We start from the raw sequence: 15,132 nt of genomic DNA, 5'->3' as shown, positions 1-15,132 counted from the left end.
CCGTTCGCCGGTTCGAATGTGGGAGCAAGAGATGCCAACGCGTCACGCGGGTTTGAGCAAGATCGATTTCGCCCTGCCGGCCAGGCCTACAGCGGCCGGCGTGGCCAATCCGTATTCCGCAGTGATCGGCCGCTACGACCTGCTCGAGCGCGAGCAGGAGCAGAAGCTTGCGCGTCGCTGGCAGGAGACGCGGGACGGCGATGCCGCGAATACGCTCGTCACGAGCCATCTCCGCCTCGCCGCCAGGATCGCGCGGAGCTACAGGGGCTACGGTCTGCCATTCGCCGACCTCATGGCCGAGGCCAATCTCGGGCTCGTGATTGCCGCGTCACGGTTCGAGCCCGATCGAAACTCGCGATTCTCCACCTATGCGACATGGTGGATCAAGGCCGCCATTCACGAATACATCCTGCGCTCTTGGTCGCTGGTCAGAATTGGAACGACGGCGGCCCAGAAGAAGCTGTTTTTCCGGCTCCGCGGCGAGATGAGAAAGACCGCCGGCGGCGCGATGGCGGGGCTCACGCCTGACGTTGCCGAGGCGATTGCCGCCAAGCTCGACGTGTCCGCGCGTGACGTGATCGAGATGGATTGCCGGCTGCGCGGCGACCTGTCGCTGAACGCGCGGGTCGGCGGCGAGGAGCAAGGTGCCGAGTGGGAGGCCCTGCTCGTGGACGAGGCGAGCGACGCCGAGACCACCCTTGCCGATCGGGATCAGACGGAGCGTCGGACCGGCGCCCTGCGCGCTGCGCTCAAGACTCTCACGGGGCGCGAGCGGCGCGTGCTGGAGGCAAGGCGGCTCGCTGAGCATCCCCCGACGCTCGATCAGCTCGCCCGCGAGCTTTCGATCTCCAGCGAACGCGTTCGCCAGATCGAGCTTCGCGCCTTTGCAAAGGTCCGGCAAGCCGCGATCCGTGCCACGCAGTCGCCGTCCCTGGTGCCAACCGCCAGCGATGCTGAACTCGTTTTCATTTGAACGGTCGCGCATTGCCGCCATCTGAACAGAGACCTCGCGCAACCTCCAGGCAGGCGCCATCATGGGAATTGTCCGCTTTGCGCTCCGCTTTCCGCACACCTTCTATGTGCTCGCGGCGCTGATCCTGTTTCTCGGCGGCATTGCGGTCTGGTCGATGCCGACGGACATTTTTCCCGAGATCCGCATTCCCGTCGTCACGGTCATCTGGAGCTATACCGGCCTCTCGACGCCGGAGATGGAGCAGCGCGTCTCCACGTACAGCCAGTACTCGATCAGCGCCAATGTCAGCGGCATCAAGAACATCGAAGCGCAGACGCTCAACGGCCTGTCGGTTCAGAAGATCTACTTCCAGCCGGACGTCAATCTCGATCTCGCGATCTCGCAAATCGTCTCGGCAACCAACGCCATCCGCGCGCTGATGCCGCCGGGCATCCAGCCGCCCGTCATCGTGCAGTTCAATGCCTCGAGCGTGCCGGTGCTGCAGCTCAGCCTCGAGTCCAACAAACTGAACGAGCAGCAATTGTACGATTTCGGCATCTACCGGATCCGGCAGCAGCTGGCCCCTGTTCCGGGCGTGACGCTGCCGACGCCTGCGGGCGGCAAGTACCGGCAGATCATGGTGGACATCGATCCCAACAAGCTGCTGTCGCGCGGATTGACACCGCTCGACATCGTCAATGCGGTGAACACCCAGAACCTGACGCTGCCGACCGGCACGGCGAAGATCGGTGACACCCAGTACACCATCCGGACCAACGCGACGCCGGCCTCGATCAAGGATCTCAACAATATCCCGGTCAAGTTCGCGAACGGCGCGACCATCCTGCTCAAGGATGTCGCCCAGGTCCGCGACGGATCGCAGGTCCAGCAGAACATCGTGCGCGAGGACGGTCATCGCGCGGTCCTGCTCAGCGTGATCAAGAACGGCAATGCCTCGACGCTCGCCGTCGTCAACGGCGTCAAGCATGCCCTGGCGTCGATCCGGGCGTCGGCCCCTGCCGGGCTGAAGATCAGCGAACTGTTCGACCAGTCGGTCTTCGTCACCCATTCGGTCGACGGCGTGCTGCGCGAAGGCGCGATCGCGGCGGGTCTCACGGCGCTGATGATCCTGGTATTTCTGGGATCGTGGCGGTCGACGCTCGTGGTCCTGATCTCCATCCCGCTCGCGATGCTGTCCTCGCTCATCGTGCTGCACTTCCTCGGCGAGACTCTCAACACGATGACGCTGGGAGGGCTGGCACTCGCGGTGGGCATCCTGGTCGACGATTCCACGGTGACGATCGAGAACACGCATCGGCTCTGGACCGAGGAGGGGATGCCGCTGTCGGAAGCGACGCTGCACGGTGCGGCCGAGATCGCCGTGCCGACGCTCGTTTCCACGCTGGCAATCAGCTGCGTCTTCACCTCCGTCGTATTCCTGGAAGGACCGGCCAAATACCTCTTCACGCCGCTCGGCCTTGCCGTGGTGTTTGCGATGCTGGCCTCATACGTGCTGTCGCGAACCCTTACGCCGATCACGATCGGCCTGTTGCTGAAGGGCGAGCGGCGCCATGGCGAGGGCGGGGCCCCGTCCGGCGTGTTTTCGCGCGCCTCTGCGGCGTTCGAGCGCGCCTTCGAGCGCCTGCGCGATGGCTATTCCGCGCTCCTGATGATTCTACTCCGCCGGCGCAGCATCGTGCCGGTCGTGGTCGTGCTCGTGCTGGCTCTCGGGGCCGTCATGTTCGTCTACGTGGGCCGGGACTTCTATCCCCTGATCGACGGCGGCGAGATCCAGCTCCATGTTCGAGCGCCCGCCGGCACCCGCATCGAGCGCACCGAGGCGATCTTCCAGGCGGTCGAGGACAAGATCCGCCAAGTCATTCCGGACTGGGATCGCGGGCTGATCGTCGACAATATCGGACTGCCCGCGCGTCCCTATAATCTGGCTTTCACCGACGGTTCGACGATCGGCGTGAACGACGGCACGATCCTCGTATCGCTCAAGGACGGCCACAGGCCGACCGCGGACTATGTCAAGAAGCTGCGCCAGGTCCTCCCGGCGGCGTTCCCGGAGGACACCTTCTACTTCCAGGCGGCCGATATCGTCACCCAGATCCTGAATTTCGGCCTGCCGGCACAGATCGACGTCCGGACCGTCGGCTACGGCGCCAACAATCTGTCCGTGGCGAAGGAGCTGCAGAAGAGCCTGGCGGCCATTCCAGGGGTGGTCGATGCGCATCTCCAGCAGGAGGTCGATGCACCGGCTTTCTATGCCGACATCGACCGGACCCGGGCCGCTCAGCTGGGACTCAATGCCAGCACGGTGGCGACCAACATCAATGTCAGCCTCAGTTCGTCAGCCCAGGTCTCGCCGAACTTCTGGACCGACCCGACGTCGGGTATTCCCTATTATCTGGCCGTGCAGACGCCGGAGTACAGGGCCAATTCGCTCAACGCACTCGGGAACACGCCGGTGTCGGCTTCGCTCGCTGCAAGCGGACAGACGGTGCCGGGCTTGCTCAGCAATGTCGCGACCTTCAAGCGCGGGACCGTGTCGACCAATTTGAACCAGGCCAATGTCCAGCCGGTATTCGACGTCTATGCGAGCGTGCAGGGGCGCGATCTCGGCAGTGTCGCGGCCGACATCGACAAGGTGACGTCGACGCTTCAGAAGCAGCTCCAGCCGGGGAATTCGATTCAGGTCCTGGGACAGATCCAGAGCATGCATCAATCGTTCCGCGATCTCGGGATCGGACTGCTGTTTGCCGCCATCCTGGTCTACATGCTGATGGTCGTGAACTACCAGAACTTCGGCGACCCCTTCGTCGTCATCATGGCGCTGCCGGCGACCTTCTGCGGCATCGTGACGATGCTGTTCATCACCGGGACGACGCTGAACGTGCCTTCGCTGATGGGCGCGATCATGGCGGTGGGCGTTGCGTCGGCCAATTCCATTCTGCTCGTGACCTTCGCGCGTGAGGCGCAGCTGAGAGGACAGTCCGCGTTCGAGGCTGCGTTGAGCGCAGGCCGCACGCGAATCCGTCCCGTGCTGATGACGGCCGCCGCGATGATCGTGGGCATGATCCCGATGGCGATCGGAGGCCCGGGCGAGGAGCAGAACGCGGCGCTCGCCCGCGCCGTCATCGGCGGGCTGCTGTTCGCGACGCCGACGACATTGCTGATCGTGCCTTATCTCTTCGCCTGGCTGCGCAAGGGCAATGACGGCAAGGCTCACCACGGCGTATTCGAGGAGCAACCGGAATGAGCGATGTTCGCGTGCGGACCAATAGCGACGACGTGAGCGACCGGCCTGATGCGGAAAGCTGCCGCATCGTGGAGTTGCCCGGCAAGGAGGCACAGCCGCGACGCCGATACGGCGGCGCATGGCTCGGCGGCGCCGCGCTTCTGCTCCTTGCCGGCGGGCTCGGCGTGGGCGGCTGGCGGCACTATCAGGCCGCACGCGATCTGGCCGTATCGACACAGCAGACCAGGACCGCCATTCCGGAGGTTCGGGTGGCGACGGTCCGTGCCAGCGGCGACCTCATGAAGGTCACGCTGCCGGCGACCACCACGGCATTCGAGGCGGCGAACATCTTCGCGCGGGCCAGCGGCTACATCGAGAAGCGCTACGTCGATATCGGCGACCGCGTGAAGAAGGGCGATCTCCTTGCCGAGATCACCGCGCCGGAGCTCGACCAGCAGATCGCGCAGGCGCAGGCGACGCTGACGCAGAACCAGGCTGCGTTGCAGCAGGCGCAAGCGAGCCGGGAGCTTGCCGACGTCACCAATGCGCGGGACAGCAATCTGGTCAAGCAGGGCTGGTTGACGGCCCAGCAGGGTGATAACGACCGTCTCACCCTGCGCGCTCAGCAGGCCGCCGTGAACGTGGCCCAGTCGAACATCACGGCGCAGGAGGCGCAGATTCGCGTGCTTCAGCAGGAGAAGGCCTACCAGCGCGTGGTGGCGCCGTTCGACGGCGTGATCACGCAACGCAACGTGGACAATGGCAGCCTCGTCTCGGCCGGATCGACCTTCATGTTCACGCTGATGCATTCGAACGTGATCCGAACGCAGGTCTTCGTGCCGCAGGACGAGGCCTTCGGCGTCGCGCCGGGCGTCGATGCCGACATTCGCGTCCCCGAGATCCCGGGCCGGACCTTTCCGGGGAAGGTCACGCGCATCGCCACCGCGCTGCAGCCGGGAAGCCGGACGTTACTGACCGAGATCGACGTTCCCAATCCTGACGGCGCCTTGAATCCCGGCATCTACTGCACGGTCGAGCTGTCGATCCCGCGCAAGACGCCGTCGGTGTCGGTTCCGGCCGACGCGCTGGTCTTCGACCAGAACGGTCTCCATGTCGCGGTCGTGCGCAACGGCACCGTTCATTTGCAGCAGGTCTCGATCGCGCGGGATTTCGGCACGTCGATTGAAGTGCGCGAGGGTGTGCGGCCCGGCGACCAGGTCGTGCTCAATCCGCCGGTCAATCTGGTCGAGGGCAGCAAGGTCGCCATCCGCAAGCAGGATGCGAGCCAGGGGACGCAGACATGATCCGGATCGCGTGTGCGGCGGTCGCCGCCCTGTTGCTCGGCTGCTCTGCAAGTGAAGCCCAGGTGGCGACGACCGGCAGCACGGCGATGGACCTTCCGACCGTGCCGGGTGCGATCGTCACCGCACCGCTCAATAGCCCGGGGCCGTTTTCCGCAGCGACCGTGCCGGGCGCGCCCGATACCACGCTGGCACCCGTTCCGCTTGCCTCGGATCCGACGACGCCGGGTACGGTCGTCGTCTGTGCGCCACCATCGGCGTCTCCGACGCCGGTGCCGGCGACCCCGATCGTATCGAACACGGGTTTGCCGGCGTCTGGCAGTGTGGTCCCGATCGTGCCGGCGATGGGGCAGAACACCAGCTCGATCGGGACCGTTCCCGCGGCTGCGCCGGCGGGGACGGCTGCGACCACCGCGTGCAGTTCAACACCAGGCGGAGCCGTCGCGAGCGCTGCATCCTTGCCGCTCTTGATTGCGGACGTGCCGACCGGACCCTCGCCCGGCACGATCCCACAGGTCATCACTGACGCTGGCGGCACGGGCATCGATCCAAATGCCGCGGTCGCGCCGAGCCCCAACACGTCGACATGTGCGGAAGGTATGACGATGAATCTGGCGTCGCCTGCGACAGTGATGCCGGCCAACGCAACAGGTGCGGCGCCAACGCCCGGCGTATCGCCGATTTTGCCGCCGGGCTGCTGAGGGTGAAGCGTGCAGCGCAATCGCCTGATCGGGCCGCGCAAATATCCGCCGGCGTCTCGGCCCGCGCTGCGCCAGCGTCCCGCAATCCGGCGGGAGAAGCGTGCAGCCGTCGATATGCGCTCGGTGTCGTGCCCGTCGTGCGTCCGAAGCTCGTCGAGAAGTGTGCGGAGCTCGCATAGCCGCAGGAGGAATGACAGCGTCACGAAGAGTTGCCATTCCTCCTTCCCGCTTGAGACGAAAAGCCTCGAGACCGTGTGACGAACCGCTTCGGCTCAGTGTGCCCGACTGCGTCGGCCGAAAGGGCCTCGTCCGGTTCGAGCGCTCAATAGCCGGACGTGGGCTCGCAGGGCGGACGGCGCCACGGGGCAGTTGCATAGGCGCCGACGTCCGGAGCCCGCGTGCAGCCGCGCTTGGAAGTGACCGGAACACGTTGCGCCGATGCGTAGGCATCGACGTTCGTCCGCCGCGCGTTCGTATTGCTTTCGCGCGCAATCGCAGGGGAGGCAACCATCGCCGCAGCGATCAGTCCGGCCGAAAACAGCTTCAGTGTAGTCATCGTACGTCTCCTTGACAAAGCGATGCCGGGAACGCCTCGGCTCGCTCGCCAGACATGTGTATGCGTGTGCTGGATCTGCAGTATCAATCGAACGATCATTTTCGTCTTTGCACGGAGTCATGCGCGCGATATTCGTGGCGATTGCGCGCGCATGACGCGGACGTACTCCGTTCGTGATCGCGGACGATGGTCGCCTGCACCTGCAGGCTGCATCATGTCTGCTCGCTCCACCTTGTCATCGGCGCCGGTTGTAGCCGTGCACCTGACCCGCGCCAAACACGGGAGCTGCGCCACCGGGGCGCTCGAGGCCCATCCGTCCTGCCGGTGTCAACGCGCCGCCATTCAGCACGTCGCGGTCGGGATACATCGAGGCATAGGCCGCCGGCTCCTGGTCGGCGAAGGACCAGGCGGCGGAGGCGGACGACAGTGTCGCTGTTGAGATCAGTGCCGCAGCGATCAGGATCTTCAATGCGTTCATAGCGATTCTCCATTGTTGTCTCGTGCGGAGTCGCTAGGCGAGAGATCGCTGCTCGGCTGATGGCGTTTCCGGAATTATGTTCTATGCCGAGATATATAGGTCGTCCGGCGGGCAAAACTCGTGCGTGTGCATCACGCTCGCGAGAAGATGGCCGACTGCAGGACATAGTGGCCAGTCTATCGACGAATACTTTGTGCGTTGTCGCAGGCAATCCTGTCACCGATGTCAGACTCGATCGCGCGATCGTGCAGGGAGCCTTCGTCGAGGAGAGCGCGCTCCGCGTGCACATCGCGGCGATCCGGAAGGCTTTTGGCTCTGCGCGCGACATGCTCGTCGCCACGGTCGGCCGCGGCTATCGCCTGGTTGGCGTGTGGCAAATGGTGCGAAGCTGTCCCGGGCCAAGGTGCTTGTGCCAGCCGATATCGTTTCATAATAGAATTTAAGAATTGGCAATTGCCGGTGCGTCTCTCGATCGGCGGATTGGCTTGTCAGCACATCCTATAAGCTTAAAAAATTGGCTTATATCCTTGATGAATCTGTCAGAACGGCGGCTCGCCGACCACCAGCAAGCAGGCTCGTAGTCGCTGAACCGGACGACATCTAAGTGCTTGACCAGTTCTAAAAAAGAACTGTATGATTTCAGGTAAGACGGCCGAGCTTCAACGGCCGCAGGCTTGGTTCGGCGGCGAGGCAGGGCGATCAGCGGCGCCACAAAAGCAACGACGTGCCCGGGCAGATAGGCATCAAGGGAGGATAGGCAATGTTGGCGAAGTGGAAGGTGCTTGCTGCTCTGGTTTTGCTCTTTAGCGGGCCGGCGTTAGCAGCTGACGAGCCCGGGGTCACGGCGACCGAGATCAAGATCGGCGGGGTGTTTCCGTTTAGTGGACCGGCATCATCGATAGGCCTCGTGGGCAAGGGCCTGATCGCCTACATTCAATCGGTGAATGATCGCGGCGGCATCAACGGACGCAAGATCAACTACATTGCCTATGACGATGCGTACAGCCCGCCGAAGGCGGTGGAGCAAGTTCGTAAGCTCGTTGAGAGCGATGAAATTGCATTCATGTTCGGTCAGCTCGGCACTCCCGCCATTTCGGCGACGGCAAAATACCTGAAGTCGAAAGGGGTACCCAGCATCGCGATCGTCAGCGGATCGTCCAAGTTCACCGACGTCGCCAATTACCCGCTGATCACGACGGGTCTCGTCAGCTACGATACGGAAGGAAAGATCTACGCCAAGTACCTGACGAAGGCTCTGCCGAACGCCAAATATGCGATCCTCTACCAGAACGACGACCTCGGCAAAGACTATGTCAATGCCTTCAAGGCGTTTCTCGGCAAGGATTACGATCGCAAGGTCGTCACCGCGTCTTATGAGGTCACCGAACCGACTGTCGATTCGCAGATCACCAATCTCAAGAGCTCCGGTGCCGAGGCCCTGCTGATCGCTGGCACGCCGAAGTTCGCGGCACAGGCGATCCGGCAAGCCTTTTTGATCGGCTGGAAAGCAACTGTCGTTGTCAACTTTCCGTCCAGTTCGGTTGGGGGCACTCTCACTCCGGCCGGGCTCGACAAATCGGTCGGAGTGATCGTTGGAACCATCAACAAGGATGTCGTGGATCCCACGTGGAAGGATGATCCTGGCATGCGGGCATATCGGGCGTTTGTCGACAAGTATTTGTCCGGCGTCGATATCACCAACGGCAGCTATCTGACCGGTTACCAGCAGGGCATCCTGCTCGAGCAGATCCTCAAGCAATGCGGAGATGATCTCTCTCGCAAGAACATCCTGGCGCAAGCCAAAAATCTCAGGGATTTCGTCGTTCCCACCGCGCTGCCGGGCATCAAGGTCAACACCAGCGAAACCGAGAACATGATCTGGACGCAGATGCGTCTGCAGCGATGGAACGGCGCCACCTGGGAAGCCTTCGGGGATGTGCTGGACGCCAGGTCCGAATGAGCCCGCAGCAGGCATTGTGACGGACGTATCGATAACTGCAGCGGCCGCCGGCGCCTGCGCAACATGACGCGTGCAGCGCGCGGAATCGGCCTCCGGAAATTCAGGAGATCATTGCGATGTCGACGACGGCACTGAAGTTTGCGCCAAGGGAGCTCCGAATCGAACGCCGGTCCGACGGCACGCTCGTGTTGAGCTCTCCTCTTGAATGGAAGCCCTGTGACTGGCGCATCACCGATTTTCTGCCGAGATGGGCCGACGCCGCTCCGAACCGGGTTTTCCTCGCGCAGCGCGATGTGAAGGGCGGATGGGACGAGATCACCTACGGTGAGGCATGGTCTCGGGTTCAGGCGGTCGGCCAGAGCCTGATCGATATGGGTGCCAAGCCGGCCGACAAGCTGGCAATCCTGTCGGGAAACTCGATCGAGAACGCGGTGATTTCGTTTGCGGCGATGTCGATGGGAGTTATCCTGGCGCCGATATCGCCGAACTACACGCTGATGCCCGGGGGACTTGCGCGTCTCAAGGAAGTGGCTGAAGTGCTGCGGCCGAATTTCGTGTTTGCTCAAAGCGGACGTGACTTCTCCGCCGGCCGCTCCATACCCGAGCTGGCAACCGCGACATGGATCAGTGTAGACGGCGCGCCAGACACCGTACCTTTCCGTGCCCTGACTGACGGAGCCGGGAATGAGGGATTTGCCCAGGCTTCCCGCGCAGTCTCTTGCGACCATGTTGCCAAGATTCTCTTCACGTCAGGTTCGACGGGCTCTCCGAAGGGGGTGCTCAACACCCACCGCATGATGGCAAGCTCGCTGCAAATGAGCACTCAGTTGGTGTCACCTCCGGCGGCGCCGATCCAGGTGGAGTGGTTGCCCTGGCACCACACGATGGGCAGCAACGTCATTCTTCATGGCATCCTCAAGAACGGCGGGACGCTTTATATCGACGATGGGCGGCCGGTGCCGCAGCTGTTTCACAAGACGCTTGCCAATCTCAAGGAGATTTCGCCGACCGCCATGTTCAATGTACCTGCCGGTTACAATCTGCTTTGCGACGCAATCGAGAAAGACCCCGAGCTCGGCGCCAGCGTGTTCAAGCGGATGGATCGCATGACCTATGCGGGGGCTGCAATCTCGCAAGACACGCTTGAGAAACTGTATCGGTTGACATCGTCAATAGCCGGACGGCGGATTCCGGTGATGTCGGGGTACGGCACGACCGAAACGGCGCCGACGATCAGTACGACGCATTGGGCGACGGACCGTCCGGGGGAGATTGGGCTTCCCGCGCCGGGACTTCAGCTCAAGTTGCTTCCCGTTTCCGATACGTACGAGGCCAGGGTCAAGGGGCCCAACGTCACGCCTGGTTATCTCGGCCGGCCGGATTTGACGGAAAGGGCATTCGATGAAGAAGGCTTCTACAGGATCGGGGATACGGTCTCGTTCTTGGACCCGGATCGGCCAGAGCTGGGGCTGCGCTTTACAGGGCGAATCTCGGAGAATTTCAAGCTCGCGAACGGCACCTGGGTCTCGATCGGAAACATGCGCGCGGCGATCCTGGCCGCGACGCGCGGAGTCTTGCTGGACATTGTCGTTGCCGGCGAGAATCGCGAGGCATGCGGGCTGCTGTGCTGGTTGAACCCGACCGAGGCGGCCCGGATCTCGGCGGCTCCAGCCGGGGATCTGACTTGCGATCCTCTCGTCATTCAGTTCCTGAAGGATCGCTTTCGGGACTACAACGAGACCACCGGAAGCAGTGAAAAGATCTGCTCCTTCATCCTGCTAAAAGATCCGCCATCAATGGCGGCAGGAGAGATCACCGACAAGGCCTATGTCAACCAGCGCGCCGTGCTGAAGGTCCGATCCGAACAAGTTGAACGTCTCTACACGCGCGAACCGGCTCCAGATGTAATCCGGGTATAGGGGCGACATCGGCTGCCCGCCTGTTACAGCTGGCGAGAGATCATGGATCCGCGCGCCTTAAGCGGCGCGGGAGCGCGCCTTCGCCTTCGAGGCCGCGGACGCCGGGTTCGGTGGGGTGCTACGGGCGCCCGGCCCCGGGTGGGTGTGGACCTCCTTGGCCGAAAGCGGCTCGCCGCACTCGGAGCACACCATGACCGGATCGAAGTCCTTGCCGCACTTGCGGTGCTGGTGCAGCAACGGCCTGCCGCGCTCGTCGACCATGTGGGTATCGCCCCAATGCACGATCGCCATCATGATCGGATACAGATCGAGCCCCTTTTGAGTCAGGATGTATTCGTGGCGCTTGGGGGATTCCTGGTAGGGAATGCGGCGCAGAATGCCCTGCCGTACCAGTTTCTTCAGCCGCTCGGCCAGCAGGTGGCGCGTGATACCGAGGGCCGACTGGAAGCCCTCGAAGCGGCGGGTGCGCAGAAAGCATTCGCGCAAGATCAGAAGAGTCCAGCGATCGCCGATCACGCCGATGGTGCGGGCCATCGAACACGGCTCTTCCTCGAGCTCCTTCCACTTCATTCATTCAACTCCAGCGGCCCGTCGCGGGGCGCGAATCGTCAGGGAGGCCGGCACGGCCTTCTTGCATTCTAGATAGGTACTAAATTTCAAACAATCCCCCTCCAGATCAGGCAAAACGGGCCATTCCCGGGCGATTTGACAGTTCTGTTTTAGAACTATATGGTTGAGGTGCTGAGCCCCGGATGCCAGCATTTTGCCAACGGTCTCGGAGGAAGCCGACATGATCCTGAAGGTGGAATTTCAGTTCGATTTCGGCAGCCCGAATGCTTATTTGGCGGAGGTGGCTATCCCAGGCATCGAGCAGCGCACCGGCGTGAAGTTCGACTACGTCCCCGTACTGCTTGGCGGCATCTACAAGGCGACGGGCAACATGTCGCCATTCGACTCGCTTCGCGGGATCAAGAACAAGCCGGAATATCAGGCGCTGGAGACCCAGCGGTTCATCCGCCGCCACAATGTCACGAAGTTTCGCCAGAATCCGTTCTTCCCCGTCAATACGCTGATGCTGATGCGCGGCGCCGTCGCGGCCCAATTCGAAGGCATGTTCGAGCCGTATTTCCGAGCCGCCTACCACCATATGTGGGAAGAGCCGAAGAAGATGGATGATCTCCAGATCTTCAGGAGTGCCTTCATCTCCTCCGGCGTCGATATCGATCGATTAATCGCCCGTGCGCAGCAGGATGACGTCAAGAAGAGGCTGATCGATTTGACCAACGACGCAGTCAGCCGGGGAGCGTTCGGTTCGCCAACCTTCTTCGTCGGAAAGGAAATGTTCTTCGGCAAGGACCAGCTCCGCGACGTCGAGGAGTCCATCCTTGAGCAGACCAGGTTGCCTGCCCGTGAGAGGGCGTAGCGCCGACGACGAAGCCGCCCACTCAGGGCTGCGCGAACAAGCCTCAGTCCCCTCCGCAGAAAATCGAAGGTGAATACATGAGCCAGCCCGGGAGGAAATCGTCGCCGCTCTGAAGCTTGGGACGGCGAGCAGTGTGCTGCTGATCGCCGTCGCCGGCGTAGTTGCGCGACAGCCGGCCGGCAGCGGTCAGTTCGTCCACAAGCCGTTGCGATTTGCCGGCGTCGCGCCGGCGGATGCATACGGTATAGCCGCCTTCGGCGCCGCGCCGATCGCATCGCCCGCACCCACCAGGATCGCCATCCTGCAACCCTCTCCCATGCTGCTCCTCCTATGAGTTCTAATTTCGAACTTATTAGCAACCGTTCCCGTCGCGCTGTAAATGAATCGTTTGGATCGTCTAAAACGGCAGTAAAACTGCCCGGTTCTCGTACAGCCGGCTTTCAGAATTTAGCGATTGACGAGTTCTAAAAAAGAACGTTAAATCCCCATTGTGCATGGGGCGGTGTACGCGCCGGCTCAATCATTTGGGAGGTGACCATGGCGGACATTCCAGGCGCGGTCGATGCCGCGAGCAGTCGGATGGTCATGGTAAGGCCGCGGCATCGAGCCGGGTGCTGTGGTGCGGGCAAAACAGCTTCGACAGATCTAACCTAACCGGGAGACGACCCGTGCAGAAGAGAAACGCGACAGTGGCAGTGATTGGTGCCGGCGACTATATCGGCGGCGAGATCGCCAAGAAGTTCGCCTCCGAGGGATTCACTGTGTTCGCCGGTCGCCGCAACGGCGACAAGCTGGCGCCACTGGTCAAGGACATCGAGGCCGCCGGCGGCGAGATCCATGCCCGCTCCCTGGATGCGCGCAAGGAGGAGGAGATCATCTCCTTCCTCAATGATGCAGACAAGCATGCGCCACTCGAAGTGTGTATCTTCAACATCGGTGCGAACGTCAATTTCCCGATTCTGGAGACCACGGAACGCGTGTTCCGGAAGGTATGGGAGATGGCCTGCTATTCCGGCTTCTTGGCAGGCCGCGAGGCGGCACGGCTGATGTTGCAGCGCGGCGGCGGCAACATCTTCTTCACCGGCGCGACGGCATCGCTCCGCGGCGGCAGCGGCTATGCCGCCTTTGCCAGTGCGAAATTCGGCCTCCGTGCGGTGGCGCAGGCGATGGCTCGCGAATTGGGTCCGAAGAACATCCACGTCGCCCACCTCATCATCGATTCCGGCGTCGATACGGAATGGGTGCGGCAGCGTCGGCTCGAGGCGCTCGGTCCCAATGCACTCGATGATCCGGACGCCCTGATGCCGCCGGCATCGGTCGCCGCGTCCTACTGGCAACTCTACCAGCAGCCGAAGAGCGCATGGACGTTCGAGCTGGAAATCCGTCCCTTCGGCGAGAAGTGGTGAGGGATCGGCGATGGAGCTCGCGCTGTCTGCAGAGGACGCGGCTTTCCGCGATGAGGTGCGCGCCTTCATCGCGGACAATTATCCGGCGGAGATGCGCGTTCCGAACCCCGAGACCGATCTGAGCAAGGAGCAGTCGCTGCTCTGGCATCGCATTCTCTACAAGAAGGGCTGGCTCGCGCCGCTGTGGCCGAAGGAGTATGGCGGCCCCGGATGGTCGATCACGCAGCGCTTCATCTTCGAGCAGGAAACCTCCCGGGCCGGGACGCTTCCGCCGCTGGCGTTCAGCGTCACCATGGTCGGCCCGGTCATCTACACTTTCGGCAACGAGGCGCAGAAGAAAAAATTCCTGCCGCGGATCCTGTCCGGAGAGGATTGGTGGTGCCAGGGCTATTCGGAGCCGGGCTCCGGCTCGGACCTCGCGACCGTCAGAACCAAGGCGGTGCGCGACGGTGATCATTACATCGTCAATGGCCACAAGACCTGGACCACGCTGGCGCAGCATGCCGACTGGATCTTTTGCCTGGTGCGGACCGATCCGAAGGCCAAGCCGCAATCCGGCATCTCCTTCCTGCTGATCGACATGAAGTCGCCCGGCGTCACCGTGCGGCCGATCATCACGATTGACGGCAGCCACGAGGTCAACGACGTCTTCCTCGAGGATGTCCGCGTGCCGGTCGCGAACCTGGTTGGCGAGGAGAACAAGGGCTGGACCTACGCCAAGTTCCTGCTCGGCAACGAGCGCACCAGCATGGCCGGCATCGGCCGCTCCACTCGCTATATCGGCAAGCTGAAACAGATCGTGAAGGCCGAGATACCGGCCGATGATCCGGCGCATCTCGAATTTCTACGCGACATCGCTCGCATTGAGCTCGACGTGCTGGCGCTCGAGGCGACGGAGCTGCGCGTCATCGCCCGGATGGCGCGCGGCATCGATCCCGGTCCGGCGGCCTCGCTGTTCAAGATCCGTGGCACCGAAATCTTCCAAGCCATCACGGAGCTCACCCATCGCGCCATCGGCAATTACGGCCTTGCCATCCGTGAGCATCCGGTCAGCGCCAACCACTTCATGCCGGGTCCCGACTACGGCCATACCGCTTCGGAGAAATATCTGAACGCGCGCAAGCTCAGCATCTACGGCGGATCCAACGAGATCCAGCGAAACATCATCGCCAAAGCCGTGCTCGGGCTCTAG

The 15,132-nt window shown here is 62.6% G+C and carries 13 protein-coding genes and 1 pseudogene; 10 read left to right on the top strand and 4 right to left on the bottom strand.

Annotated features, from left to right (window positions below):
- Positions 1-31 precede the first annotated feature (31 nt).
- The 4 genes from rpoH (at position 32) to CVM73_RS39705 (ending at position 6,198) form a co-directional block, all read left to right on the top strand.
- Positions 32-973 (top strand): RNA polymerase sigma factor RpoH, encoded by a 942-nt coding sequence (rpoH, locus tag CVM73_RS11495; RefSeq protein WP_100232161.1) that lies wholly within the window; start codon positions 32-34, stop codon positions 971-973.
- A 61-nt stretch (positions 974-1,034) separates the two neighbouring features.
- Positions 1,035-4,217 carry an efflux RND transporter permease subunit gene (locus tag CVM73_RS11490; RefSeq protein ID WP_100232108.1) on the top strand — a complete coding sequence of 1,061 codons (3,183 nt, stop codon included), beginning with the start codon at positions 1,035-1,037 and terminating at the stop codon, positions 4,215-4,217.
- The gene (locus CVM73_RS11485) at positions 4,214-5,500 is read left to right on the top strand and encodes an efflux RND transporter periplasmic adaptor subunit (RefSeq protein ID WP_100232107.1); all 1,287 of its coding nucleotides are present in this window, start codon (positions 4,214-4,216) and stop codon (positions 5,498-5,500) included. The genes CVM73_RS11490 and CVM73_RS11485 overlap by 4 nt, the downstream gene beginning before the upstream one ends.
- Positions 5,497-6,198: a hypothetical protein gene (locus CVM73_RS39705; protein ID WP_158237565.1), complete on the top strand. Its 702-nt coding sequence runs from the start codon at positions 5,497-5,499 to the stop codon at positions 6,196-6,198. The genes CVM73_RS11485 and CVM73_RS39705 overlap by 4 nt, the downstream gene beginning before the upstream one ends.
- Positions 6,199-6,316: 118 nt before the next feature.
- On the opposite strand, the pseudogene CVM73_RS41730 reads toward CVM73_RS39705, so the two are convergent.
- The 3 genes and pseudogenes from CVM73_RS41730 to CVM73_RS11465 form a co-directional block, all read right to left on the bottom strand.
- Positions 6,317-6,373 (bottom strand): annotated as a pseudogene (locus tag CVM73_RS41730) (hypothetical protein); the annotation flags it as partial.
- 147 nt (positions 6,374-6,520) lie between these two features.
- Complete coding sequence (locus CVM73_RS11470; protein WP_100232106.1) at positions 6,521-6,754, bottom strand: hypothetical protein; 234 nt, start codon at positions 6,752-6,754, stop codon at positions 6,521-6,523.
- Between the two features lie 235 nt (positions 6,755-6,989).
- Positions 6,990-7,232: a hypothetical protein gene (locus CVM73_RS11465; RefSeq protein ID WP_100232105.1), complete on the bottom strand. Its 243-nt coding sequence runs from the start codon at positions 7,230-7,232 to the stop codon at positions 6,990-6,992.
- A 760-nt stretch (positions 7,233-7,992) separates the two neighbouring features.
- On the opposite strand from CVM73_RS11465, the gene CVM73_RS11455 reads away from it, so the two are divergent.
- A complete protein-coding gene (locus CVM73_RS11455; RefSeq protein WP_100232103.1) occupies positions 7,993-9,192 on the top strand; it encodes an ABC transporter substrate-binding protein in 1,200 nt (399 codons plus the stop codon).
- Between the two features lie 116 nt (positions 9,193-9,308).
- Positions 9,309-11,111 carry an AMP-binding protein gene (locus CVM73_RS11450; protein ID WP_100232102.1) on the top strand — a complete coding sequence of 601 codons (1,803 nt, stop codon included), beginning with the start codon at positions 9,309-9,311 and terminating at the stop codon, positions 11,109-11,111.
- Positions 11,112-11,168: 57 nt separating this feature from the next.
- Here CVM73_RS11450 and CVM73_RS11445 read toward each other — a convergent pair whose 3' ends face one another.
- The gene (locus tag CVM73_RS11445) at positions 11,169-11,681 is read right to left on the bottom strand and encodes a winged helix-turn-helix transcriptional regulator (RefSeq protein ID WP_100232101.1); all 513 of its coding nucleotides are present in this window, start codon (positions 11,679-11,681) and stop codon (positions 11,169-11,171) included.
- A 220-nt stretch (positions 11,682-11,901) separates the two neighbouring features.
- Here CVM73_RS11445 and CVM73_RS11440 point away from each other — a divergent pair, with 220 nt between their 5' ends.
- From CVM73_RS11440 to CVM73_RS11425, 4 genes are all read left to right on the top strand, one after another.
- Positions 11,902-12,534 (top strand): 2-hydroxychromene-2-carboxylate isomerase, encoded by a 633-nt coding sequence (locus tag CVM73_RS11440; protein WP_100232100.1) that lies wholly within the window; start codon positions 11,902-11,904, stop codon positions 12,532-12,534.
- A 133-nt stretch (positions 12,535-12,667) separates the two neighbouring features.
- Positions 12,668-12,868, top strand: a complete 201-nt coding sequence (locus CVM73_RS41625; protein WP_158237564.1) for a hypothetical protein — start codon at positions 12,668-12,670, stop codon at positions 12,866-12,868.
- Between the two features lie 334 nt (positions 12,869-13,202).
- Positions 13,203-13,940 (top strand): SDR family oxidoreductase, encoded by a 738-nt coding sequence (locus CVM73_RS11430; RefSeq protein WP_100232099.1) that lies wholly within the window; start codon positions 13,203-13,205, stop codon positions 13,938-13,940.
- Positions 13,941-13,950: 10 nt separating this feature from the next.
- Positions 13,951-15,132: an acyl-CoA dehydrogenase family protein gene (locus CVM73_RS11425; RefSeq protein WP_100232098.1), complete on the top strand. Its 1,182-nt coding sequence runs from the start codon at positions 13,951-13,953 to the stop codon at positions 15,130-15,132.

It is taken from the genome of Bradyrhizobium forestalis, assembly GCF_002795245.1.
In the GTDB taxonomy this organism is placed as follows: domain Bacteria; phylum Pseudomonadota; class Alphaproteobacteria; order Rhizobiales; family Xanthobacteraceae; genus Bradyrhizobium; species Bradyrhizobium forestalis.
This window is presented reverse-complemented; position numbering and strand designations above follow the sequence as displayed.